This window comes from Pseudomonas sp. HR1 (genome assembly GCF_030175875.1).
Taxonomy (GTDB): Bacteria; Pseudomonadota; Gammaproteobacteria; order Pseudomonadales; family Pseudomonadaceae; genus Chryseomonas; species Chryseomonas oryzihabitans.
The window spans coordinates 584,342-606,940 of sequence record NZ_JASNRF010000001.1 but is presented as its reverse complement, the minus strand read 5'-3'; the positions used below and the strand labels follow the sequence as shown (position 1 = coordinate 606,940).

Here is a 22,599-nt window from a genome sequence, read left to right as displayed (position 1 = left end):
CGCGGGCTGCTGGACCTAACGTTCGCTCTGGGGCGTGACGCGCAGGACTTCTTCCACGGTGGTGAAGCCGGCGGCGATCTTTTGCGCACCGGACAGCCGCAGGCTGCGCATGCCTTCCTTGAACGCCTGCCGCCGCAGCGCGGTGATGTCGGTATCCGCCGTCACCAGTTCGCGCAGACTATCGGAGAGGGTGAGGATTTCGTATACCCCGGCACGACCGCGATAGCCGGTGTCACGACATTCCGGGCAACCCACCGGCTGCATGGCGCCGGTGGGCAGCGGGGCGTTCCACGGCTTGGTCAGTTCCTGCCAGGCGGCCGGGTCCAGTTCGGTGGGCGTCTTGCAGGCCGGGCAGAGGGTCCGCACCAGCCGCTGGGCCATGACGCCGAGCACCGTGGCGCGGATCAGGTAGTAGGGCACGCCCAGTTCGATCAGGCGACTCACCGAGCTGGGGGCATCGTTGGTGTGCAGGGTGGAGAGCACCAGGTGACCGGTCAGGGCCGCCTGGATGGCCATCTCGGCGGTCTCCAGGTCGCGGATCTCGCCGATCATGATGATGTCCGGGTCCTGGCGCATCAGCGCCCGCACGCCGCTGGCGAAGGTCACCTCGATGTTGGGCTGCACCTGCATCTGGTTGAAGGCATCCTCCACCATCTCGATGGGGTCTTCGATGGTGCAGACATTCACCTCGGGCGTGGCCAGCTGCTTGAGGGTGGTGTACAGGGTGGTGGTCTTGCCCGACCCCGTGGGACCGGTGACCAAGATGATGCCGTTGGGTTGCCCGGTCATGCCGGCCCAGCGGCGCAGGTCATCGGCGGAGAAGCCGAGCTGGTCGAAACTCTTGAGCAGCACGTCCGGGTCGAAGATCCGCATCACCAGCTTCTCGCCGAAGGCGGTGGGCATGGTCGACAGCCGCAGCTCCACTTCCTTGTCGCCGGCCATGCGCGTCTTGATCCGGCCGTCCTGGGGCTTGCGCTTCTCGGCCACGTTCATGCGCCCGAGGTTCTTGATCCGGCTGACCACCGCCAGGGTGACCTGGGCCGGGAACTGGTAGACGGTGTGCAGCACGCCATCGATGCGAAAGCGTACCGCCCCCTGTTCGCGCCGTGGCTCGACGTGGATATCGCTGGCGCGCTGCTGGAAGGCGTACTGGAACAGCCAGTCGACGATATTGACGATGTGGGCGTCGTTGGCATCCGGCTCGCTGTCGCTGGCGCCCAGGTTGACCAGTTGCTCGAAGTTGCCGACGCCGCTGCTCTTCTGCTCCACCGCCGAGGCGCCGGTGACCGAGCGTGCCAGGCGGAAGAATTCCTGGGTGTAGCGGGTGATGTCGGCGGGGCTCGCCACCACGCGCTTGATCGGCCGTTGCAGCACATGGGTGAGGTTGCTCTCCCAACTGTGCACGAAGGGCTGGGCGCTGGCCACCGTCACCTCGTCCGGGCTCACCGCCACGGCGAGGATCTTGTTGCGCTGGGCGAAGGCGTAGGACATCAGCGGGGTGATCGAGGCGACGTCCACCTTGAGCGGATCGATGCGGTAGAAGGGCTGGCCGGAATACTCGGCCAGCCAGCGGGTCAGGCTGTCCAAGTCCAGCTTGCGCCCGGGCCGGGCGAGATCGTCCACGCTCTGCGCCGCGAGGAATTCCAGCGGATGCTGTTGCGGATTGGCGGAGCCACGCCGTAGCAGCAGGCACTGTTCGGCGGTCTGCTGGTCGATCCGCTGCTGGCTGACCAGCTCGCGCAGGATATCGCCCAGGTCGAGCCAACGATCAGCGGAAGGGGAAGCTATGGCGGACATCTGGACTCCTTGAAAAGGTGGTCGCACTCGGGGTGGCGCCCGGTGCCTGACCGGGGACGACCCGCCTGCGCTACCCGCCAGGTTGGTCGCCTCCTCCAGCATAGCGATTTTGTATTAAGGAATCGCTCGCGGCCTTGTGCCATCAGGATGGACGGCCGGATACGCCAGGCGTTCCCGCCATTCGGCGGCTCAGGTCAGGGCTTTCCAGGGCGCCAGGCCATGGACCAGGCGCGCCTGCTCGGCTACCCCGGCGAGGTCGCCATGGGCGCTCAGCGGCGCCAGCTTGCCCAGTTCGCCATACAGCCGATCGGCTTCGGGCAGGTCCAGCGCGCCCCGCGCCAGGTGCAGCCAGACCTGCATGCGCTCCAGGCGCGGCAGCTGCTGCTCGATCAACTCGGGTTCGGTGATGGCGCGCAGCAGCGGCAGCTCGGCCGCTTCCAGGGCGAGGAAGCGCGGCAGCCACTGGCCCAGGGGCGTCGCGCCCTGGCGTTCGCCACGGCCGGTGCGGCCCTGGGTCCAGGCGCGCTCGTGCAGCCAGCGCGCGGCGCGCAGGGAGAACAGGCCCCAGCGCGGCTGCTCCAGTTCGGCGGCGAAGCGCTGCGGTGCCTGGCGGCGGGCTTCCTCGTCGTCCTGGCCGATGGCGGCCAGCGGGCGCCAGTCGGCGAGCAGCTCGTCGAGGGTCTGGCGCAGGTCGCGGCTGGTGGCCCGCGGAGCGGCCTGGCCAAGGCTGCCGAGCAGGGCGCGCAGGTCGATCAGCTGGTGCACCCAGTCCACCAGCAGGCGCCAGTGGCCATTCCAGCGATACTGTTCGGCCAAGCGCTGGCTGCCGGCCAGCAGGTGTCCGCCGAGGCGGGCGACGGCCTCGTCCAGCGGCGTTTCGGCGTCGAGTTCCGGCGCAGAGAGGTAGAGGGTGTAGCTCGCCGCATCGTGCAGGCGATAGCCACGCTCGGCCTTGCTGATGTCGCAGGGCATCAGCGGGAATTCGGCGGCCAGTTGCTCGGCCAGTTCCAGCAGCGCGGCCGGTTCGCCCTGGCGCAATTCCAGCTCGACCTCGGCGATGGCCTCGCGCTGGTCGCCGGCACGCACCTCGCCCTGGTCGAGGGCGACTTCGATGATGGTCCGGGCCTTGCCCCGGCCCCAGGCGATCTCCGCGGCGTCGCGGACGAAATCGGTGTCGAACACCGGCTGCAGGCGGCGCAGGTCCAGGTCGGCCAGTTCCGCCGGCCAGCAGCTGTCGTCGAACAGCGCGGTGTCCAGGGTGGCATCGGCCAGCGGCCATTCCCACTCGTTGCGCTCGGACAGCCCGGCCAGGCTCTGGCCGCGACTCTTGAGCGTCTGGATGAAGCGCTCGCCATCACGCCGCACACGCAGGGCGACCTTGGCATGGGCCAGGTCGCGGGTGTCGGTGTCGTAATAGCAGTTGGACAGCTCGTGGCGCTGCCAGCCGTCCTTGCAACGCTTCTTCAGCAGCGGATGAGCGCGCAGGGCGTCGAGGGTGGCCGCACTGGCGCGCAGCTTGATTTCGGTTTCTTTGGCCATTGGAGGATCCTGGCGCCGGAAGAGAACGGTCCGGCTCCGTGCCGAGCGCGTCATGACGACGGACGGCGAGAACGTGGGCGCTAGTTTAGCCCGTCCCGCCCCCCTGGCGCATGAAGGTTTCATCGCGCGGCGGATGGCGCCATGATGGAGGCGTGACCAGGAGACCCCGCATGACCCTGCCCGCGCTGAAAGCTCTGTTCTCAACCCTGATCGCCGAAAGCTCGGTGAGCTGCACCCAGCCGTCCCTGGACCAGTCCAACGCCGGCGTCATCGCCCGCCTGAGCGACTGGTTCGGCGCCCTGGGCTTCGCCTGCGAGACCCAGGAGGTAGCGCCGGGCAAATTCAACCTGATCGCCACCCTGGGCAGCGGGCCGGGCGGTCTGGTGCTGGCCGGCCACACCGATACCGTGCCCTATGACGCCGCCCTCTGGCAGGCCGATCCCCTGCGTCTGCGCGACGCCGATGATCGCTGGTACGGCCTGGGCAGTTGCGACATGAAGGGCTTCTTCGCGCTGATCCTCGAGGCGGTGCGCGACCTGGATCCGCGGCAGTTGCGCCAGCCGCTGATCGTGCTGGCTACCTGCGACGAGGAATCCTCCATGGATGGCGCCCGGGTGCTGGCCGAAGCCGGCCGCCCCCTGGGGCGCGCCGCGGTGATCGGCGAGCCGACCGGATTGCGGCCGATCCGCCTGCACAAGGGCATCCTCATGGAGCGCATTGACATCCTCGGCCAGAGCGGCCACTCCTCCGATCCGAGCCTGGGCCACAGTGCCCTGGACGCCATGCAGGCGGTGATGGGCGAGCTGCTCGACCTGCGCGCCCAGTGGCAGCGCGAATACCGCAATCCGCTGTTCCTGGTGCCCCAGCCAACGCTGAATCTGGGCTGCATCCATGGCGGCGACAATCCCAACCGCATCTGCGGCCAGTGCGCCCTGGAATTCGACCTGCGCCCCCTGCCGGGCATGCAGCCCGAAGCCCTGCGCCAGGCCATCCGCGGGCGGCTGCTGCCGGTCGCCGAACGCTTCGGGGTGCGGATCGACTACCAGCCGCTGTTTCCCGCCGTGCCGCCCTTCGAGCAGCCCGCCGAGGCCGAACTGGTGCGCCTGGCGGAGCGGCTCACCGGCCACCGCGCCGAGGCCGTGGCCTTCGCCACCGAGGCGCCCTATCTGCAGGCGATCACCCAGGAGGTGCTGGTGCTCGGCCCCGGCGACATCAGCTGCGCGCACCAGCCCGAGGAGCACCTGGCGCTGGCGCGGATCGCGCCTACCGTCGAGCTGCTGCAGCAGCTGATCGGCCACTACTGCCTGGGCGCGGCCGCCGCGGTCCGATGAACAGACCCGCGCGTCCGGCGTGACTTTTTGTAAACTCCAGACGGTCTACTGAGGCTGTCTGCCCATCCGCTCCCTGTCGAGGAACCCCCGTGCTGCGACGACGCTGAACGCCCTGCCTGCCCTCGTTCACCCTCCCGCCTATCCTCCAAGGGTCTTCGTCTCGATGCACGAATACGTCAACTGGCTTCGCCACGCCTCGCCCTATATCAACGCCCACCGCGACGCCACCTTCGTCGTCATGCTGCCCGGTGACGGCGTCGCCCACCCCAACTTCGGCAATATCGTCCACGACCTGGTGCTGCTGCACAGCCTGGGTGTGCGCCTGGTGCTGGTCCACGGCTCCCGTCCGCAGATCGAATCGCGCCTGGCCGCGCGTGGCATCGAGCCGCGCTTCTACAACGACCTGCGCATCACCGACGGCCCGACCCTGGAAGCGGTGATCGACGCCGTCGGCAGCCTGCGCAGCGCCATCGAGGCGCGCCTGTCCATGGACATGGCCGCCTCGCCCATGCAGGGCTCGCGGCTGCGCGTCGCCAGCGGCAATCTGGTCACCGCACGCCCGGTCGGGGTGCAGGATGGCGTCGACTTCCACCACACCGGCGAAGTCCGCCGCATCGACCGCCGCGGCATCGGCCGCCTGCTCGACGAGCGCACCATCGTGCTGCTCTCGCCGCTGGGCTACTCGCCCACCGGCGAGACCTTCAACCTGGCCTGCGAAGACGTCGCCATGCGCGCCGCCATCGACCTGGGCGCCGACAAGCTGGTGCTCTACGGCGCCGAGCCGGGCCTGCTGGACGAACACGGCGCCCTGATCCGCGAGATCGGCCCGCAACAGATCCCCACCCATCTGGCGCGCCTGGGCAGCTCCTACCAGGCCGAACTGCTCGACGCCGCCGCCCAGGCCACCCGCGGCGGCGTACGTCGCTGCCACATCGTCGGTTACGCCGAGGACGGCGCCCTGCTCACCGAACTCTTCACCCGCGCCGGCAGCGGCACCCTGGTGGCCCAGGAGCCTTTCGAGACCCTGCGCGAGGCGACCATCGCCGACGTCGGCGGCCTGATGGAGCTGATCCGCCCGCTGGAAGAACAGGGCATCCTGGTGCGCCGTTCCCGCGAGGTGCTGGAGCGCGAGATCGAGCAATTCAGCATCGTCGAACGCGAAGGCCTGATCATCGCCTGCGCGGCGCTCTATCCCATCGCCGACTCGGCGGCGGGCGAGCTGGCGTGCCTCGCGGTCAATCCCGACTACCGCCACGGCGGTCGCGGCGACGCCCTGCTGGCCCGCATCGAACAACGCGCCCGCGAGCGCGGCCTGAGCACCCTGTTCGTGCTCACCACCAAGACCGCCCACTGGTTCCGCGAACGCGGCTTCGAACCCAGCAGCGTGGAGCGCCTCCCTGCGGCGCGGGCATCGCTGTACAACTTCCAGCGCAATTCGAAGATTTTCGAGAAGGGCTTGTAAGAGCGCGCGCTCGTAGGTTGGGCTGAGACGGCTGTATCGTCGAAGCCAATACTGCCAAGTCCCACCGTCATCGCGGCCATGGGCCGCTCCTACAGATTCAAGGCACGCCTGTAGGAGCGGCCCATGGCCGCGATAGCGCCAGTCCCAACGGAAACCGCTACAAGGCGGAGCTGGCTCTTCCTGCATCGATACCGGAAGGCGCCTTCACAACCATCGATTCGCCCGCTGGCGTTTGGAGACGTAGCGTGGAAAACCGCGCAGCGTTTTCCACTAATGGGCACCGCCGCTCTCAGTGGACAAGGCTGCGCCGTTGTCCACGCTACGGGCTACGGGCTACGGGCTACGGGCTACGGGCTGTTCAGGGTTCTTCATCCAGAACCTCCAGGCTGGCGAATCGCCCCGTTCAGGAGGGCGAGCGCCAGTGTCGTGAAGTGGGTTGAGCCGCATGGGTGCGGCGAGAGGTCCAGTGGGCCATGGACGGCCCATCTGGACCGACCCCGGAACGGCGCTGGCGTGAGCGAAACGTAGCGTAGCGAAGTAACAGCCGTAGGCTGGCCCGAAGGGCGAGCAACGCGAGTCACCCGGAGCGCAGCGGAGGGCCGGATGGTCGGGGCAAGCGTTTTTGCTTACTTTTTTCCGGGGCGCGCAGCCGCGACTGAAAAAAGTGAGTCGCCCGAGGGGGCGAAACAAGATCCATCAGCAAAGCACGACAATCAGCTAAGGCACCAACAAGCTCTTTGGCACTTGGCACCGCAATGTTGGGCTTCGCTCCGCTCAACCCAACCTACGCATCTACACCCCGATCGTCGCCAGAATGCTCGCCTGATACGCCGCCACGAAGGTATCGAAATCCCCCTGGGGCGCCGCCTCGATCTCCGCCTGCTCTTCCAGCGACTGGCGTGCCATCTGGGCATAGCAGGCCTGCTCGCCGGCGCTCAGCGGGTGGCTGGCGAAATAGGCCGCATGAGCCTCGCTCTGGCGCAGGCCGAAGTCGGCGAAGCTCTCGCCTCTTTCGCGCAGCTCCTGCAGCACCCGCGCCGAGGGGGTGAGGCGGACATCGGCGACCTTCTGCCGCTGCACCGCCACCGCCCGGCGATGGGCGTCGCCGCCCAGGCTGGCGTCCAGGGTCTCGGCGCAGCGCTCGATCTGGTCGAGCATCTCCGCCGCCCAGTCGATCATGGTCACCGAGGCGCCATGACGCTGCAGGCGCAGGCCGGGCTTGCGGCCTTCGCGCACCACGCTGGCGAAGTTGTCGGTGCATTCGCTGCACTCGCCGTTGAGCGGCGGGCTGCCTTCCAGGGCGCAATAGAGCAGGAAGGCGTCGAGGAACAGCGCGGCGGTGGTATCGATGCCCAGCGGCAGGAAGGGATCGATGTCCAGGCAGCGCACCTCGATGTACTGCACGCCGCGCGCCATCAGCGCCTGCACCGGCCGCTCGCCGCTGCGGGTGACGCGCTTCGGGCGGATGGTGGCGTAGTACTCGTTCTCGATCTGCAGGATGTTGGTGTTGAGCTGCACCCACTCGCCGTTCTGGTGCGTGCCGATCTCCGCATAGGGCGGGTAGGGCGTACCCACCGCGCGTCTCAGGCTCTCGGTATAGGTGGTCAGATCGTTGTAGTCCGGCGTCAGGCTGGCCTGGGCGTTGCTCTGATAGCCCAGGTCGCTCATGCGTAGGCTGGTGGCATGGGGCAGGTACAGGGTCCGCTCGTCGAGGGTCTGCAACCGATGTGGCCGGCCCCGCAGGAAGCCTGCGTCCAGCGCCGGCGAGGCGCCGAACAGGTACATCAGCAGCCAGCTGTAGCGGCGGAAGTTGCGGATCAGGGCGATATAGCGCGCCGACTGGTAGTCGCGGGCATCGCGGGCGTCGCCTTCCTGCTGGCGCAGGAGCTCCCAGGCCGCTTCCGGCAGCGAGAAGTTGTAGTGGATGCCGGCGATGCACTGCATGGTGCGGCTATAGCGCAGGGCCAGGCCGCGGCGGTAGACGTGCTTGAGCCGGCCGATGTTGGAGCTGCCGTAGTCGGCGATGGGGATCTCGTCCTCCGCCGGCAGCGCGCAGGGCATGGAGCCGCTCCAGAGGCGCTCGCCGTCGAGTTCGGCGACCGCGGCGCGGTGCACCCGATCCAAGGCGTCCAGCACGTCGGGGGTGCGGGTGCCGGTGGGGGTGATGAATTCGAGCAGGGCCTCGGAGTAGTCCGTGGTGATCTGCGGATGGGTCAGGGCCGAGCCCAGCGCCTGGGGATGGGGGCGGCGGGACAGCTGGCCACGGGCGTCCACCCGCAGGGTCTCGCGCTCGATGCCGTGCAGGCATTCGGCGAGAAGGGTGGGATCAGCGCCGAGCAGGGCCAGGCGGCGGGACAGGATATCGCTCAAGTTGACTTCCTATGGCGGTACTCGCCCCGGGCAGGGTAGAAGAAACCGACTGAAATGAGGGTTGCCGGCCAGGGCCGACGCGGGGGCAGCAGTCACTGCTGCGGTCCGGGTTCAAGCCTCAGACCGCAACCCGCTCAGTTGTCTCCCAGCGTAGCTCAGGCGACGGCAAAGGGCGATATGCGCCGCTTCGCTGCCGCCCGCTCTGGCCGGTCACAGACAGGCGAAGGTCGCCTGGGCCAGGGCGATCAGCTTGTCGCCCTGATGCACCTGGGCTTCCAGCACATGGGTCTTGCGGCCCGGGTGGATCACCCGGGCGCGGCAGACCAGTTCGCCGTCGCTGACGCCACGCACGTAGTTGACCTTGCATTCCAGGGTCACGCTGCCGGCCTGGCCATCGAACAGGCTGTGGCTGGCCTGGCCCAGGGCGGTGTCGATCAGCGAGAAGATGGCACCGCCATGCAGCTTGCCGTGCAGGTTGATGAGCGTGTCCTGCACGCTCATGCGCACCTCGGACTCGCCACCCCCGGCCTTGTGGATGGTCATGCCCAGCAGGGTGCTGAAGGCGCTGTCTTTGCCTGCGAGAGAACCGCTCATGCCTATTTCCTCAGTTGCTTGGCGTTGGCGAACAGGGACGCCATGGCATTGTTGGCCGGCGCGGCCTGGGTTTGGCGCGGGGCGCCCTTGTCGGTGCGCGGCTTGCCACCGTTGCCGCGGGTCTGGCCGCCGGGCTTGCCATCGACCTTCTCGCCGGGGGTGTCGCCCATGCGCATGGACAGTCCCACGCGATTGCGCGGCACGTCCACCTCCATCACCTTTACCTTGACGATGTCGCCCGCCTTGACCACCTCGTAGGGATCCTTGACGAACTTCTCCGACAGCGCGCTGATGTGCACCAGGCCGTCCTGGTGCACGCCGATGTCGACGAAGGCACCGAAGTTGGTGACGTTGGTGATGACGCCCTCCAGCACCATGCCGGGCTTGAGGTCGGAAAGCTTCTCCACGCCGTCCTGGAACACCGCGGTCTTGAACTCCGGACGCGGATCGCGACCCGGCTTGTCCAGTTCCTGGAGGATGTCGGTCACCGTCGGCAGGCCAAAGCTCTCATCGGTGAACTTCTTCGGATCCAGCCGCTTGAGAAAGGCCGAATCGCCGATCAGCGAGCGGATGTCGCGACCGGTGTCGGCGGCGATGCGCTGCACCAGGGGATAGGTCTCCGGGTGCACCGCCGAGGCGTCCAGCGGATTGGCGCCGCTCATCACGCGCAGGAAGCCGGCGGCCTGCTCGAAGGTCTTGTCGCCCAGGCGCGGCACCTTCTTCAGGGCCTCACGGGTGGCGAAGGCGCCGTTGGCATCGCGGAATTGCACGATGTTCTGCGCCAGGGTGGCGTTGAGCCCGGAGATCCGCGCCAGCAGGGCGGCGGAAGCGGTATTCACGTCCACGCCCACGGCGTTCACGCAGTCTTCCACCACGGCGTCCAGGCTGCGCGCCAGCTTGAGCTGGGAGACGTCGTGCTGGTACTGGCCCACGCCGATGGACTTGGGCTCGATCTTCACCAGCTCGGCCAGCGGATCCTGCAGGCGGCGGGCGATGGACACGGCGCCACGCAGGGAGACGTCCAGCTCGGGAAATTCCCGGGCGGCCAGTTCCGAGGCGGAATACACCGAGGCACCGGCTTCGCTGACCATCACCTTGGTCAGGCCGAGTCCCGGGTACTTGCTGATCAGCTCGCCGGCCAGCTTGTCGGTCTCGCGGCTGGCGGTACCGTTGCCGATGGCGATCAGGTCCACGCCATGCTTGGTGCAGAGCACGCCGAGGGTGGCCAGGGTCTGGTCCCACTGATTGCGCGGCGCATGGGGATAGACGGTGTCGGTGGCCAGCAGCTTGCCCGTGGCGTCCACCACGGCGACCTTGCAGCCGGTACGCAGACCCGGGTCCAGCGCCAGGGTAGTGCGCGGGCCGGCCGGCGCGGCCAGCAGCAGGTCGTGCAGGTTGCGGGCAAAGACCGCGATGGCCTCTTCCTCGGCCTTTTCGCGCAGCTCGCCGAGCAGGTCGGTTTCCAGGGAGGTATAGAGCTTGACCTTCCAGGTCCAGCGCACCACCTCGGAAAGCCACTTGTCCGCGGCGCGGCCCTGGTTCTTCAGCTCGAAATGCGCGGCGATCAGGCCTTCGCAGGGATGGGCGATGCCCGGGCCTTCTTCGCCGAGCTTGAGCGCGGCGCTGAGCATGCCCTCGTTGCGGCCGCGGAAGATCGCCAGGGCGCGGTGCGAGGGCACCGCCTTGAAGGGCTCGTCATGCTCGAAGTAGTCGCTGAACTTGGCGCCTTCGGTCTCCTTGCCGGGCACCAGTCGTGCGCTGAGGATGGCGTCCTGCTGCAGGACGCCGCGCAGCCGCGCCAGCAGGTCGGCGTCTTCGGCGAAGCGCTCCATGAGGATGTACTTGGCGCCTTCCAGAGCGGCCTTGACGTCCGCCACGCCCTTGTCCGCGTCGACATAGCCGGCGGCTTCGGACTCCGGGGTCAGGGTCGGATCCTGCAGCAGCGCCTCCGCCAGCGGGCCGAGGCCGGCTTCCAGGGCGATCTGGCCCTTGGTGCGGCGCTTCTGCTTGTAGGGCAGATAGAGGTCTTCCAGGCGGGTCTTGGTGTCGGCCAGGTTGATCTCGCGGGCCAGTTCGGGGGTCAGCTTGCCCTGCTCCTCGATGGAGGCCAGCACCGCGCCGCGGCGCTCTTCCAGCTCGCGCAGATAGCGCAGCCGCTCTTCGAGATGACGCAGCTGGGTGTCGTCCAGGCTGCCGGTGACTTCCTTGCGGTAACGGGCGATGAAGGGCACGGTCGACCCTTCGTCGAGCAGGGCCACGGCGGCGGCGACCTGTTGCGGGCGGGCGCCGAGCTCTTCGGCGATGCGGCTATTGATATCCATCGGGCTACCTGGCTTGCACGAGAAAAAGCGGGCGGCAGTATACCCGAGCCCGCCGGAGCCCTGCCTCCCATGCCGGCACCGCCACCCCGGAGTGGGCAAAATCTGCTAACAATGGCCCAATGCCGCGGTCGGATGGCCTACGGCATAATCCAGTGCTAGATCACAAGGAGATATTATGAGCACCCCCGTTGCCCCGGAAGGTGAAAAGATCCTGGTCGTCGACGACGACGCCCGGTTGCGTCGCCTCTTGGAGCGTTTTCTGGCCGAGCAGGGTTATCGCGTGCGCACCGTCGAGAGCGCCGAACAGATGGACCGCCTGCTGGCGCGCGAGGTCTTCAACCTGGTCGTGCTGGACCTGATGATGCCCGGCGAAGACGGCCTGTCCGCCTGCGGCCGGTTGCGCGAGAGCGGCAACCGCATCCCCATCATCATGCTGACCGCCAAGGGCGACGAAGGCAGCCGCATCCAGGGCCTCGACCAGGGCGCTGACGACTATCTGGCCAAGCCCTTCAATCCGCTGGAGCTGGTGGCTCGCATCAAGGCCGTGCTACGCCGTCAGGCGCCGGTGGTGCCCGGCGCCCCCGCCGGGACCGACGAGGTGGTGACCTTTGGCGACTACGCCCTGCACCTGGCCACCCGCGAACTCAAGCGCGGCGAAGAGACCCACATGCTTACCACCGGCGAATTCGCCGTGCTCAAGGCACTGGTCGACCACGCCCGCGAGCCGCTGACCCGCGACAAGCTGATGAACCTGGCCCGCGGTCGCGAATGGGACGCCCTGGAGCGCTCCATCGATGTGCAGATCTCGCGCCTGCGCCGGATGATCGAACCCGATCCGTCCAAGCCGCGCTATATCCAGACCGTCTGGGGCGTGGGCTACGTCTTCGTACCGGACGGCGCCGGCAAATAAGCTCTCACCGCCACACTTAGGTGTCGACGATACAGAGCGTGTTCAAAGTCTTGCGAGCTAGAGTCAAACGAGGCGAAAAGACCTGAGGAAGCGGAGTTTACAAGGCGTAAATGAGCATTCCGAAGGTCTTTTCAACGCTGTTTGGCCGACGCGCAGCTGACTTTGAATAGGCTCAGGCGAACAGCCCCTGATGCACGCCGACCAGCAGGAAAATCCCCAGCAGCGCGCGATAGATGATGAAGGGCCAGGTCGAGAAGCGCTCCAGAAAGCGCATCAGGCCCCAGATCGCGGCAAAGGCCGACAGGCTCGCCACCAGCAATCCCACCAGCAGCAGCGACCAGGCTTCGGCCGGGATGTGCGCGTGCCAGAGCACCACCAGCTCCTTGAGTCCGGCCAGGGCGATGGCCGGCAGACCCAGCAGGAAGGAGAAGCGTGCGGCTTCTTCGCGACGCAGATTGAGGAACATGGCGGCGGTCAGGGTCGAGCCCGAGCGGGACACGCCCGGAATCAGCGCTCCGACCTGGGCGATCCCCACGATCAGCGCATCGCGCAGCCGCATTTGCGAGATGTCCCTGTTGTGCCGGCAGATCCGCTCCGCCAGCGCCAGCAGCGCGGCCATGGCCAGGCAGGCGTAGCCGATGACGCTGAGGCCGCGCAGCGGCGAGTCGCAGGCGTTGAGCAGGGGCGCCAGCAGCAGACCGGCGATGCAGATGGGAATGGTCGCCAGCACGATCATCACCGCCAGCAGGAAGTCCGGGCTGTCGAAGTCGCGCTGGCGCACCGCGGCCAGGCTGCCGCGGGTCACGCCACTCACATCGCGCCAGAAATAGCTGATCACCGCGGCCAGCGCCGCCATCTGCATGGCGGCGGAAAAGGCCGAGCCGGGGTCGCGCCAGCCGAGCAGGGCGGGTACCACCCGCATGTGTGCCGTGGACGAAATGGGAAGCAGCTCGGTGATACCCTGCACCACGCCGAGAAAGGCGATCTGCGCGTAGCTGAGCGAGGCGAAGCCGATGTCCAGGCCGGTCTGGCAGATGTCGGACACGAGAGAACTCCAGGTTGAAGGGAAGAAATGGACGAGCAAATGTATCCGAATGTGTCCGCGTCCGGTGGCCTATCTGGACCCTGCAATCCCAGAGGTTGTGATGGCTTTCGCGCCGTTTTGCGCGGAAATCCGGACCGATGAAGGCGCCCAGCTGGTTTCCCCAGAGTTTCTTCGCCCGCTCGCTGTGGATGGTCCTGCTCGCGGTGCTGTTTTCCAAGGCACTGACCCTGGTCTATCTGCTGCTCAATGAGGACGTCCTGGTCGATCGCCAGTACAGCCATGGCGCGGCCCTGACGCTCAAGGCCTACTGGGCCACCCCGGAGTCCGAGCGACCGCGCATCGCCCAGGCCGCCGGTCTGCGCTACGAATCACCGGAAACCGTGCCGGCCGGGGAATACCACTGGCCCTACAGCGAGATCTTCGAGCGCCAGATGAAACAGGAACTGGGCGAGGAGACCGAGGTGCGGGTGCGGGTCCAGCACGGTCCGGCGCTCTGGGTGCTGGCGCCGAGCCTGGGACCGGACTGGATCAAGATTCCGCTGATGGCCCATCCGCTGCGTGGCCAGCACATCTGGAGCGTGCTCGGCTGGTTTTTCGCCATCGGCCTGCTGTCCGTGGGTGCCGCCTGGGTCTTCGTGCGGCAGCTCAACCAGCCCTTGCGGCGCCTGGTGAACGCCGCGCGCGAGCTGGGCAAGGGCCGTAGCGTGCGGCTGCCGGAGACCGATGCCCCGAGCGAGATCCAGGATGTCTACCACGCCTTCAACCAGATGGCCGAAGACGTCGAGCAGGCCGGCCGCGAACGCGAACTGATGCTGGCCGGGGTCTCCCACGACCTGCGCACGCCCCTGACCCGCCTGCGTCTGGCGGTGGAACTGATGCCGCCGGCGGAGCGCGAAGAAGCCGAGGACATGATCCGCGACATCGAGGACATGAACGCCATCCTCGACCAGTTCCTCGCTTTCGTGCGCGATGGGCGGGACGAACCCCAGGAGCTCACCAACCTCAACGAACTGGCCCGCCAGGTGGTGGCGCCCTACAACCAGGAGACGGAGCGGGTACGGCTGATGCTGGACGTGCTGCCGCCGCTGCCGGTGCGGCGCATCTCCTTCAAGCGGCTGCTGACCAACCTGGTGGAAAACGCCCTGCGCCATGGCGGCGGTGGCGGTATCGAGGTGGTCGGACAGGTCGCGGGCTCCGCCACGGCGCCCTATGTCGCCCTGAGCGTGATGGATCGCGGTCCCGGCATCGATCCCAAGGACCTGCAGGACATCTTCAATCCCTTCACCCGCGGCAATCGCGCCCGCACCGTCAGCGGTTCCGGGCTGGGCCTGGCCATCGTCAAGCGCATTGCCGCGCAGCACGGCGGCAGTGCCGAGCTGCGCAATCGCGAAGGTGGCGGGGTGGAAGCCCGGGTACTGCTGCCCCTGGGCCTGCTGCTGCCCCGCAGCGCCAGCTGACGCCGAACGCTGCTTCTGCACTTTGTAGGAGCGGCCGCATCGGCGGACCGCCATGGCCGCGATGCTGTGACATAGCGAAATGGCCTCGACATCGGGCTCGCGCGCGATCTATCAGGAGATAGGGAGGTTGGGCCAGACGCCAGCGCAGCCCAACCTCCCAAACCACGGCCTCAGCCCTTGCCCTTGGTCCGTGTCAGCCCCGGCTCGGCGTTCTTTTCCAGGTATTCGATGATGATCCCGGCCACGTCCTTGCCGGTGGTCTGCTCGATGCCTTCCAGGCCGGGCGAGGAGTTGACCTCCATCACCAGCGGGCCGTGGTTGGATCTGAGGATGTCCACCCCGGCCACGCTCAGGCCCATGGCCCGGGCCGCACGCAGGGCGGTCATGCGTTCCTCGGGGGTGATCTTGATCAGGCTGGCGGTGCCGCCACGATGCAGATTCGAGCGGAATTCCCCGGGCGCCGCCTGGCGCTTCATCGCCGCGATCACCTTGTCGCCGACCACGAAGCAGCGGATGTCCGCACCGCCCGCTTCGCGGATGTATTCCTGCACCATGATGTTCTGCTTGAGCCCCATGAAGGCCTCGATCACCGACTCGGCCGCCTTCTCGGTTTCGCACAGCACCACGCCGATGCCCTGGGTGCCTTCCAGCACCTTGATCACCAGTGGGGCGCCGTTGACCATCTGGATCAGGTCCGGCACGTCGTCCGGCGAGTGGGCGAAGCCGGTGACCGGCAGGCCGATGCCCTTGCGCGAGAGCAGTTGCAGGGAGCGCAGCTTGTCGCGCGAACGGCTGATGGCCACGCTCTCGTTGAGCGGAAAGACGCCCTGCATCTCGAATTGGCGCAGCACCGCGCAGCCATAGAAGGTCACCGAGGCGCCGATGCGCGGGATGACCGCATCGAAGCCTTCCAGCGGTTTGCCACGGTAATGGATCTGCGGCTTGTGGCTGGCGATGTTCATGTACGCGCGCAGGGTGTCGACCACGACCACCTCATGGCCGCGGCTGACGCCGGCTTCGACCAGGCGCCGGGTGGAATACAGGTTGGGGTTACGCGAGAGAACGGCGATTTTCATGGGGCACCGGAGGCCGGAGTAAGGGACAACTGGGGTTTGTCTTGCGCATAGGAGACGGCCGGATTCACCAGCAAGCCACCATCGATCAACGCCTTGGAGCCGAGCAGCATGCGATAGCGCATGCTCTTGCGGCAGGCCAGGGTGAATTCCACCGGCCACTGGCACTCGCCCAGGGCCAGCAGGGTACGGATGACGTAACGGGTCTGGGCGATGCCATTGGAGCTGCGGATGGTCTTTTTCGCCACCAGCGGTGCTTCGCAATGGCGGTGCCGGGACTGGACCAGGGTGCCCAGGTGCACGGTGAATCTCACCCAGCGCTCCTTGCCACGCATGAACGGCTGGACTTCTGTCGCATGCAGCGCCGAGGTACTGGCGCCGGTGTCGATCTTGGCTCTCAGCCCGACCACGCCCAGATCGGGCAGGGCCACCCACTCACTCAGGCCGATAATGACCGGTTCGGCGGAATTGCTCATCGCTGCTCCTTGAAATTAGTGGCCTCCGCCTAAATGTTGCGGATCAACGAGCTGCTTGAAGGCTGGTTTGGCGAACAGATAGCCCTGCATCAGCTCGATCCCGAGGTCCCGCAGGCAATCGCGTTCGGCGACGGTCTCCACGCCTTCGGCGATCACCTGGGTACCCAGTTCGCGGCACATGACGATGAGGTTGCGCACGATGGTCCGTCGCACCTGATCCTGGTCGATGCCGCGGATGAGCGCCATGTCGAGCTTGACCAGGTCCGGCTGGAATTCGGCCAGCAGGGTCAGGCCGGAATGACCGGCGCCAAAGTCATCGATGGCGGTCTTGAAGCCGAATTGCTGATATTCGCGCAGGATGTGCGTCAGGTGGTTGCTGGCCACGTGCTCGGTTTCCACCGTCTCGAAGATCAGGCGCTCCAGGGGAAAGCCATGCTCGCGCGCGGCGGCCAGGGTGCTGCGGATACACAATTCCGGACGATAGACGGCGTTGGGCAGAAAGTTGATCGAGAGACTCTCCTGCATGCCCAGGGCCGCCGCGGTGGCGATGGCCTTGGTGCGGCAGAGCTGGTCGAATCTATAGCGGTTGCTGTCGGTCACCTGATTGAGCACCGACAGTGCGCCTTCGCCGCCTGGTCCGCGCACCAGCGCTTCCCGGGCGAAGACCGCGCCTCTGTCCAGATCCACGATGGGCTGATAGGCAAAGTCGAAGTCGAAGCCCAGGGGTTCCGACTGCTGGCACCCCGCGCAGCGGGTCTGACCGGTCAGGTCGGAAGGAAAGAATGTGGTCATGGCTCTCCAGAGGCGCGCTTGCAGCGTCGGTCCGATGGTTTAGAGTTCTTGAGAAGAGTCTAAGACCCAATAGGGGACCTTTTATTCGATGTATGCAGTAGATCACACTGAAGAACGGATGCGCCTTGATAAATGGCTCTGGGCTGCACGTTTTTTCAAGACCCGCGCGCTGGCTAAGGCGGCCCTCGAAGGCGGCAAGGTCCAGTGCCGTGGCGAACGCTGCAAGCCCAGCAAGGAGCCGCGTGTCGGCGATGTCCTCACCATCCGTCAGGGCTATGACGAGAAGACCGTGGTGATCGTCGCCCTGTCGCAGAACCGCCGTGGTGCGCCCGAGGCCCAGCAGCTCTATACCGAGACGCCGGAAAGCCTCAAGGCGCGCGAACAGGCCGCTGCGGCGCGCAAGGCGGGCAACCTCGGCCTGCAGACCGACGGCCGTCCCACCAAGAAGCAGCGGCGCCAGATCCACCAGTTCCGCGAGTACGTCCATCCGTTCGACGACTGATCCCGTCGCGACTCGCCGGATCCTCTCAATGGCCAGGTCCGCTCGGCGGCCCTGGCGTGTGCCGCAGCGTCAGGCTTCGCGGCCTCCTTCCTTATATAGGTAGTTCATGACTTCCCACGATTTCACCCAGCGCTTCCTGTTCGACGAAACCGATGTCCGCGGCGAACTGGCCACCTTGGATCGCAGCTATGTCGAGGTCCTCGCCAAGCACGCCTATCCGGAGCCCGTCGCCCAATTGCTGGGCGAGATGCTGGCGGCGGCCGCGTTGCTGTGCGGAACCCTCAAGTTCGAAGGGCTGCTCGTGCTGCAGGCGCGTTCCAGCGGGCCGATCCCGCTGCTCATGGTCGAGTGCTCTAGCGAGCGCGAGGTGCGCGGCATCGCCCGCTACGAAGAAAGTGAGATTACCGCGTCCGCCTCTTTGGGCGAACTCATGCCCGATGGCGTCCTGGCCCTGACCATCGATCCCCGCCACGGTCAGCGTTACCAGGGCATCGTCCCGCTGGAGGGCGCGAACCTGGCCGAATGCCTGTCCGGCTACTTCGCCACCTCCGAGCAGTTGCCCACCCGTTTCTGGCTGAATGCCGATGGTCGCCGCGCCCGTGGCCTGCTGCTCCAGCAGCTGCCGCCGTCACGTATCAAGGATGCCCAGGCCCGCCAGGACAGCTGGGAGCACGTCGTCACCCTGGCCGATACCCTCACCGCCGAAGAACTGCTGGGCCTCGATAACGAGGTGATCCTGCATCGCCTGTTCCACGAGGAAACGGTGCGTCTGTTCGACGAGCAACCGGTGGCCTTCAGCTGCAGCTGCTCCCGCGATCGGGCGGCCAATGCCCTGATCAGCATGGGGCAGCCGGACGTCGAGAGTCTGCTCGATGAACAGGACGGACAAATTCGGGTCGATTGTCAGTTTTGCAATGAGCAGCAGGTCTTCGACGCCGCCGATATCGCGCAGATTTTTGCGGGCGGCGGCACGCAAACCCCAGGAAATACCCGGCACTAGCCGTTGCAAAAGCCCGAAGGCTTTCTGGCATAATCCCGCAACGTGTAGTTCTGCCGTGTAAGAGCTACAAGCATGAGGAACGGCCCAGGGCCATGGGGAACGAAATGACGAAAGCCAACGTGTATACCGATATCAGCGTCGCGCAGTTAGTGGAAGAGTCCCTGCGACGTGGCGAAGGAGAGCTGGCCGCCAATGGCTCGCTGGTCGTCAAGACGGGGCATCGCACGGGGCGTTCGCCGGTAGATCGCTTTATCGTCGAGGAAGCCTCCACGCGCGACGCCATCCACTGGGGGCCGATCAACCGGCCTTTCCCGGAGGAGAAGTTCGCCCCGCTGTGGGAGCGCGTCAGCGCCTACCTGGACGAGCGTGATCAATTCGTCTCCCACGTCCATGTAGGCGCCGATGTCGAGCACTACCTGCCCGTCGTCATGCGCACCCAGACCGCCTGGCACAACCTGTTCGGCCGCTGCCTGTTCATCAATCCGGCCGAATACAATCCCCAGTCCAAGCCGGCCTGGGAGATCCTCAATGCGCCCGAGTTCGTCTGCGAGCCCGAGCGTGACGGCACCAATTCCGACGGCACCGTCATCATCAACTTCGCGGCCCGCAAGGTGCTGATCGCCGGCATGCGCTACGCCGGCGAAATGAAGAAGGCCATGTTCTCGGTGCAGAACTTCCTGCTGCCGGAAAAGGATGTGCTGCCGATGCACTGCGCCGCCAACGTGGGCGAGGAGGGGGATGTCACCCTGTTCTTCGGCCTCTCCGGCACCGGCAAGACCACCCTGTCCGCCGACCAGAGCCGCTACCTCATCGGTGACGACGAGCACGGCTGGGGCGTGGGTACCGTCTTCAACATGGAAGGTGGCTGCTACGCCAAGTGCATCGACCTGTCCGAGAAGAACGAGCCGGTGATCTGGAAGGCCATCCAGTTCGGCGCCGTGCTGGAGAACGTGGTCCTGGATCCCCAGACCCGTCAGCCCAACTATGCCGACGACAGCCTGACCCAGAACAGCCGGGCGGCCTATCCGCGCGAGCTGATCGACAAGCGCGCCGAGCACAACCTGGGTGGCGAGCCCAATGCGGTCATCTTCCTGACCTGCGACCTCACTGGCGTCCTGCCCCCGGTTTCCATCCTTAATAATGAGCAGGCGGCCTATCACTTCCTGTCCGGCTACACCGCCCTGGTCGGCTCGACCGAGATGGGTTCCGGTCCCGGCATCAAGTCGACCTTCTCCACCTGCTTCGGTGCGCCCTTCTTCCCGCGCCCGGCGGCTGAGTACGCCGATCTGCTGATCAAGCGCATCCAGGGCTTCGGCTCCAAGGTGTACCTGGTCAACACCGGCTGGACCGGTGGTGGCTACGGCGTGGGCAAGCGCTTCAACATCCCCACCACTCGCGCGGTGATCGCGGCCATTCAGAGCGGCGCCCTCATCGGTGCCGAGACTCGCCATGTGCCGGTCATCAATCTCGACGTCCCGGTCGCCGTGCCGGGCGTGGACAGCGTCCTGCTCAATCCGCGCGACACCTGGCAGGATGGCGCCGCCTATGACGCCGCCGCTCGGGAGCTGGCCGGCAAGTTCGTCGAGAATTTCAAGAAGTTCTCCGGCGTCTCCGAAGGCATCGTGGCGGCCGGTCCCCAGCTGTAACAGGGGGTCGCCGTCTGCAAACAAAGGCCGCCGCTAGGGCGGCCTTTGTTTTTTAAGCTTTTTTTTCGTTTTGGGGTTGCGCACTCCGCCGTGGTTGCATAAACTGCGCCCGCTTTCGCTGATAACGCTAGCGAGCGAGGCGAAAGCACTGATTGTTAAGGAGATTTTAAAAGGATCCTTGACAAGAGGAGGGCAGATGAAGAAAATGCCGCCTCACTTTGGAGGGGTTCCCGAGTGGCCAAAGGGATCAGACTGTAAATCTGACGTCGCAGACTTCGAAGGTTCGAATCCTTCCCCCTCCACCAGATTGCTAGAGCGTTTAGGCTCTGCGGGTATAGTTCAGTGGTAGAACCTCAGCCTTCCAAGCTGATGATGCGGGTTCGATTCCCGCTACCCGCTCCAGTTTGACTGGCAAATGTTTCGCTCATGTAGCTCAGTTGGTAGAGCACACCCTTGGTAAGGGTGAGGTCAGCGGTTCAAATCCGCTCATGAGCTCCATCTTAAAAAGGCAGATATGAAAATATCTGCCTTTGTTTTAATGGCGGCATTGCTTTGCTCAATTCGTGAAGGGAGAGAGTGTCGATGGCTAAAGAAAAGTTTGAACGTAACAAGCCGCACCTGAACGTGGGCACCATCGGTCACGTTGACCATGGCAAGACCACTCTGACCGCAGCGCTGACCAAGGTCTGTGCCGACACCTGGGGCGGTTCCGCTCGTGGTTTCGACCAGATCGATAACGCGCCGGAAGAAAAGGCTCGCGGTATCACCATCAACACCTCCCACGTTGAGTACGACTCGGCGATCCGTCACTACGCGCACGTCGACTGCCCCGGCCACGCCGACTACGTGAAGAACATGATCACCGGTGCTGCCCAGATGGACGGCGCGATCCTGGTTTGCTCGGCTGCTGACGGCCCCATGCCGCAGACCCGCGAGCACATCCTGCTGTCCCGTCAGGTAGGCGTTCCCTACATCGTCGTGTTCCTGAACAAGGCCGACATGGTTGACGACGCCGAGCTGCTGGAACTGGTCGAAATGGAAGTTCGCGATCTGCTGAACACCTACGACTTCCCGGGCGACGACACTCCGATCGTTATCGGCTCCGCGCTGATGGCTCTGAACGGTCAGGATGACAACGAGATGGGCGTCTCCGCCGTGCGCAAGCTGGTCGAGACCCTGGACTCCTACATCCCCGAGCCCGAGCGCGCCATCGACAAGCCGTTCCTGATGCCGATCGAAGACGTGTTCTCGATCTCCGGTCGCGGTACCGTGGTAACTGGTCGTGTCGAGCGTGGCATCGTCAAGGTCCAGGAAGAAGTCGAGATCGTGGGCATCAAGGCCACCGTCAAGACCACCTGCACCGGCGTTGAAATGTTCCGCAAGCTGCTGGACGAAGGCCGTGCTGGCGAGAACGTCGGCGTGCTGCTGCGTGGCACCAAGCGTGAAGACGTGGAGCGTGGCCAGGTTCTGGCCAAGCCGAACACCATCAAGCCGCACACCAAGTTCGAGTGCGAAGTGTACGTGCTGTCCAAGGAAGAAGGTGGTCGTCACACTCCGTTCTTCAAGGGCTACCGTCCGCAGTTCTACTTCCGCACCACCGACGTGACCGGTAACTGCGAACTGCCGGAAGGCGTCGAGATGGTGATGCCGGGCGACAACATCAAGATGGTTGTCACCCTGATCGCTCCTATCGCGATGGAAGATGGTCTGCGTTTCGCCATCCGTGAAGGCGGTCGTACCGTCGGCGCCGGCGTGGTTGCCAAGATCATCGAGTAATCGATTGATCTGAAACGAAAAAGGGCCCTTCGGGGCCTTTTTTCTTGCCTCATGAAATTGACAGATGGCAAAAGAGGCGTTCTTGACAGCTGTCAGCGACATCCTTAGAATTGCGCCTCCTTTAATCGGGCACCTTTTTGCCCGAGGGGAAAGCTTGGAGTCTGAGGTCAAATGCAAAATCAACAAATCCGTATTCGGTTGAAGGCTTTTGATCATCGCCTGATCGATCAATCTACCCAGGAAATCGTGGAAACCGCGAAACGTACTGGTGCTCAGGTGCGTGGTCCGATTCCTCTGCCAACCCGCAAGGAACGTTACACAGTGCTGATTTCTCCGCACGTCAACAAGGACGCTCGTGACCAGTACGAAATTCGTACCCACAAGCGTGTGCTCGACATCGTTCAGCCCACCGACAAGACCGTCGATGCGCTGATGAAGCTCGATCTCGCCGCTGGCGTTGAAGTGCAAATCAGCCTCGGCTGAGACCGTCAAGGTTTCAGTCGTGTAA

Annotated in this window: 18 protein-coding genes and 3 tRNA genes; 12 read left to right on the top strand and 9 right to left on the bottom strand. The window is 65.6% G+C overall.

All coding sequences use genetic code 11. The annotated features are described in order from the left end of the window. Positions 1-15 precede the first annotated feature (15 nt). Positions 16-1,797, bottom strand: a complete 1,782-nt coding sequence (gene tfpB, locus QKY98_RS02825) for a type IV pilus assembly ATPase TfpB (protein ID WP_284670305.1) — start codon at positions 1,795-1,797, stop codon at positions 16-18. Between the two features lie 189 nt (positions 1,798-1,986). Further along, a complete protein-coding gene (locus tag QKY98_RS02820) occupies positions 1,987-3,336 on the bottom strand; it encodes a CYTH domain-containing protein (protein ID WP_284670304.1) in 1,350 nt (449 codons plus the stop codon). A 170-nt stretch (positions 3,337-3,506) separates the two neighbouring features. Here QKY98_RS02820 and argE point away from each other — a divergent pair, with 170 nt between their 5' ends. Continuing rightward, entirely contained in the window at positions 3,507-4,667 is a 1,161-nt protein-coding gene (gene argE, locus QKY98_RS02815) for an acetylornithine deacetylase (RefSeq protein ID WP_027598248.1), read from the top strand. 163 nt (positions 4,668-4,830) lie between these two features. Continuing rightward, positions 4,831-6,129 carry an amino-acid N-acetyltransferase gene (gene argA, locus QKY98_RS02810; protein ID WP_007161264.1) on the top strand — a complete coding sequence of 433 codons (1,299 nt, stop codon included), beginning with the start codon at positions 4,831-4,833 and terminating at the stop codon, positions 6,127-6,129. Between the two features lie 792 nt (positions 6,130-6,921). Here the strand turns inward: argA and gshA are convergent. The 3 genes from gshA to QKY98_RS02795 form a co-directional block, all read right to left on the bottom strand. Next, positions 6,922-8,499: a glutamate--cysteine ligase gene (gene gshA / locus QKY98_RS02805; RefSeq protein WP_284670303.1), complete on the bottom strand. Its 1,578-nt coding sequence runs from the start codon at positions 8,497-8,499 to the stop codon at positions 6,922-6,924. A gap of 210 nt (positions 8,500-8,709) precedes the next feature. After that, positions 8,710-9,093, bottom strand: a complete 384-nt coding sequence (locus tag QKY98_RS02800; RefSeq protein ID WP_267398676.1) for a PaaI family thioesterase — start codon at positions 9,091-9,093, stop codon at positions 8,710-8,712. Positions 9,094-9,095: 2 nt separating this feature from the next. Then, positions 9,096-11,414 (bottom strand): Tex family protein, encoded by a 2,319-nt coding sequence (locus QKY98_RS02795; protein WP_267398674.1) that lies wholly within the window; start codon positions 11,412-11,414, stop codon positions 9,096-9,098. Between the two features lie 175 nt (positions 11,415-11,589). On the opposite strand from QKY98_RS02795, the gene ompR reads away from it, so the two are divergent. Next, complete coding sequence (gene ompR, locus QKY98_RS02790; RefSeq protein ID WP_027598251.1) at positions 11,590-12,324, top strand: osmolarity response regulator transcription factor OmpR; 735 nt, start codon at positions 11,590-11,592, stop codon at positions 12,322-12,324. A gap of 172 nt (positions 12,325-12,496) precedes the next feature. Here ompR and QKY98_RS02785 read toward each other — a convergent pair whose 3' ends face one another. Next, positions 12,497-13,369 (bottom strand): undecaprenyl-diphosphate phosphatase, encoded by an 873-nt coding sequence (locus QKY98_RS02785; protein ID WP_027598252.1) that lies wholly within the window; start codon positions 13,367-13,369, stop codon positions 12,497-12,499. Between the two features lie 137 nt (positions 13,370-13,506). Between QKY98_RS02785 and QKY98_RS02780 the strand changes: the two genes are divergently transcribed. Next, positions 13,507-14,826, top strand: coding sequence for an ATP-binding protein (locus QKY98_RS02780; protein WP_027603085.1), 1,320 nt, complete (start codon positions 13,507-13,509; stop codon positions 14,824-14,826). 170 nt (positions 14,827-14,996) lie between these two features. On the opposite strand, the gene rimK is transcribed toward QKY98_RS02780, so the two are convergent. The 3 genes from rimK to rimA are packed head-to-tail and all read right to left on the bottom strand — an operon-like array spanning position 14,997 to position 17,167. Further along, complete coding sequence (rimK, locus tag QKY98_RS02775; protein ID WP_027598254.1) at positions 14,997-15,902, bottom strand: 30S ribosomal protein S6--L-glutamate ligase; 906 nt, start codon at positions 15,900-15,902, stop codon at positions 14,997-14,999. Continuing rightward, positions 15,899-16,375, bottom strand: coding sequence for a retropepsin-like aspartic endopeptidase RimB (gene rimB, locus QKY98_RS02770; protein WP_027598255.1), 477 nt, complete (start codon positions 16,373-16,375; stop codon positions 15,899-15,901). Before rimB ends, rimK begins: the two co-directional genes overlap by 4 nt. A 15-nt stretch (positions 16,376-16,390) precedes the next feature. Further along, complete coding sequence (rimA, locus tag QKY98_RS02765; RefSeq protein ID WP_027598256.1) at positions 16,391-17,167, bottom strand: S6 modification regulatory phosphodiesterase RimA; 777 nt, start codon at positions 17,165-17,167, stop codon at positions 16,391-16,393. Positions 17,168-17,255: 88 nt separating this feature from the next. On the opposite strand from rimA, the gene QKY98_RS02760 reads away from it, so the two are divergent. The 8 genes from QKY98_RS02760 (at position 17,256) to rpsJ (ending at position 22,574) form a co-directional block, all read left to right on the top strand. After that, positions 17,256-17,669 carry an RNA-binding S4 domain-containing protein gene (locus QKY98_RS02760; protein WP_439000737.1) on the top strand — a complete coding sequence of 138 codons (414 nt, stop codon included), beginning with the start codon at positions 17,256-17,258 and terminating at the stop codon, positions 17,667-17,669. 106 nt (positions 17,670-17,775) lie between these two features. Then, on the top strand, positions 17,776-18,669 hold the full coding sequence (hslO, locus tag QKY98_RS02755; RefSeq protein WP_007161253.1) for an Hsp33 family molecular chaperone HslO: 894 nt from the start codon (positions 17,776-17,778) through the stop codon (positions 18,667-18,669). A 104-nt stretch (positions 18,670-18,773) separates the two neighbouring features. Then, positions 18,774-20,315: a phosphoenolpyruvate carboxykinase gene (locus QKY98_RS02750; protein WP_007161252.1), complete on the top strand. Its 1,542-nt coding sequence runs from the start codon at positions 18,774-18,776 to the stop codon at positions 20,313-20,315. 220 nt (positions 20,316-20,535) lie between these two features. Continuing rightward, positions 20,536-20,620: transfer RNA gene (locus tag QKY98_RS02745), tRNA-Tyr, on the top strand. Positions 20,621-20,643: 23 nt separating this feature from the next. Beyond that, positions 20,644-20,717, top strand: a tRNA-Gly gene (locus QKY98_RS02740). Positions 20,718-20,737: 20 nt separating this feature from the next. Continuing rightward, positions 20,738-20,813, top strand: a tRNA-Thr gene (locus tag QKY98_RS02735). A gap of 84 nt (positions 20,814-20,897) precedes the next feature. Then, a complete protein-coding gene (gene tuf, locus QKY98_RS02730) occupies positions 20,898-22,091 on the top strand; it encodes an elongation factor Tu (protein WP_027603089.1) in 1,194 nt (397 codons plus the stop codon). 171 nt (positions 22,092-22,262) lie between these two features. Further along, positions 22,263-22,574, top strand: a complete 312-nt coding sequence (gene rpsJ / locus QKY98_RS02725; RefSeq protein WP_003243886.1) for a 30S ribosomal protein S10 — start codon at positions 22,263-22,265, stop codon at positions 22,572-22,574. Positions 22,575-22,599: the final 25 nt, after the last annotated feature.

What these genes read in the sequence shown, in the direction of transcription:
- tfpB (WP_284670305.1), bottom strand. Translation starts at nt 1,797, where the DNA reads ATGTCCGCCATAGCTTCCCCTTCCGCTGATCGTTGGCTCGACCTGGGC.
- QKY98_RS02820 (WP_284670304.1), bottom strand. Translation starts at nt 3,336, where the DNA reads ATGGCCAAAGAAACCGAAATCAAGCTGCGCGCCAGTGCGGCCACCCTC.
- argE (WP_027598248.1), top strand. Translation starts at nt 3,507, where the DNA reads ATGACCCTGCCCGCGCTGAAAGCTCTGTTCTCAACCCTGATCGCCGAA.
- argA (WP_007161264.1), top strand. Translation starts at nt 4,831, where the DNA reads ATGCACGAATACGTCAACTGGCTTCGCCACGCCTCGCCCTATATCAAC.
- QKY98_RS02800 (WP_267398676.1), bottom strand. Translation starts at nt 9,093, where the DNA reads ATGAGCGGTTCTCTCGCAGGCAAAGACAGCGCCTTCAGCACCCTGCTG.
- QKY98_RS02795 (WP_267398674.1), bottom strand. Translation starts at nt 11,414, where the DNA reads ATGGATATCAATAGCCGCATCGCCGAAGAGCTCGGCGCCCGCCCGCAA.
- ompR (WP_027598251.1), top strand. Translation starts at nt 11,590, where the DNA reads ATGAGCACCCCCGTTGCCCCGGAAGGTGAAAAGATCCTGGTCGTCGAC.
- QKY98_RS02780 (WP_027603085.1), top strand. Translation starts at nt 13,507, where the DNA reads ATGAAGGCGCCCAGCTGGTTTCCCCAGAGTTTCTTCGCCCGCTCGCTG.
- rimK (WP_027598254.1), bottom strand. Translation starts at nt 15,902, where the DNA reads ATGAAAATCGCCGTTCTCTCGCGTAACCCCAACCTGTATTCCACCCGG.
- rimB (WP_027598255.1), bottom strand. Translation starts at nt 16,375, where the DNA reads ATGAGCAATTCCGCCGAACCGGTCATTATCGGCCTGAGTGAGTGGGTG.
- rimA (WP_027598256.1), bottom strand. Translation starts at nt 17,167, where the DNA reads ATGACCACATTCTTTCCTTCCGACCTGACCGGTCAGACCCGCTGCGCG.
- QKY98_RS02760 (WP_439000737.1), top strand. Translation starts at nt 17,256, where the DNA reads ATGTATGCAGTAGATCACACTGAAGAACGGATGCGCCTTGATAAATGG.
- hslO (WP_007161253.1), top strand. Translation starts at nt 17,776, where the DNA reads ATGACTTCCCACGATTTCACCCAGCGCTTCCTGTTCGACGAAACCGAT.
- QKY98_RS02750 (WP_007161252.1), top strand. Translation starts at nt 18,774, where the DNA reads ATGACGAAAGCCAACGTGTATACCGATATCAGCGTCGCGCAGTTAGTG.
- tuf (WP_027603089.1), top strand. Translation starts at nt 20,898, where the DNA reads ATGGCTAAAGAAAAGTTTGAACGTAACAAGCCGCACCTGAACGTGGGC.
- rpsJ (WP_003243886.1), top strand. Translation starts at nt 22,263, where the DNA reads ATGCAAAATCAACAAATCCGTATTCGGTTGAAGGCTTTTGATCATCGC.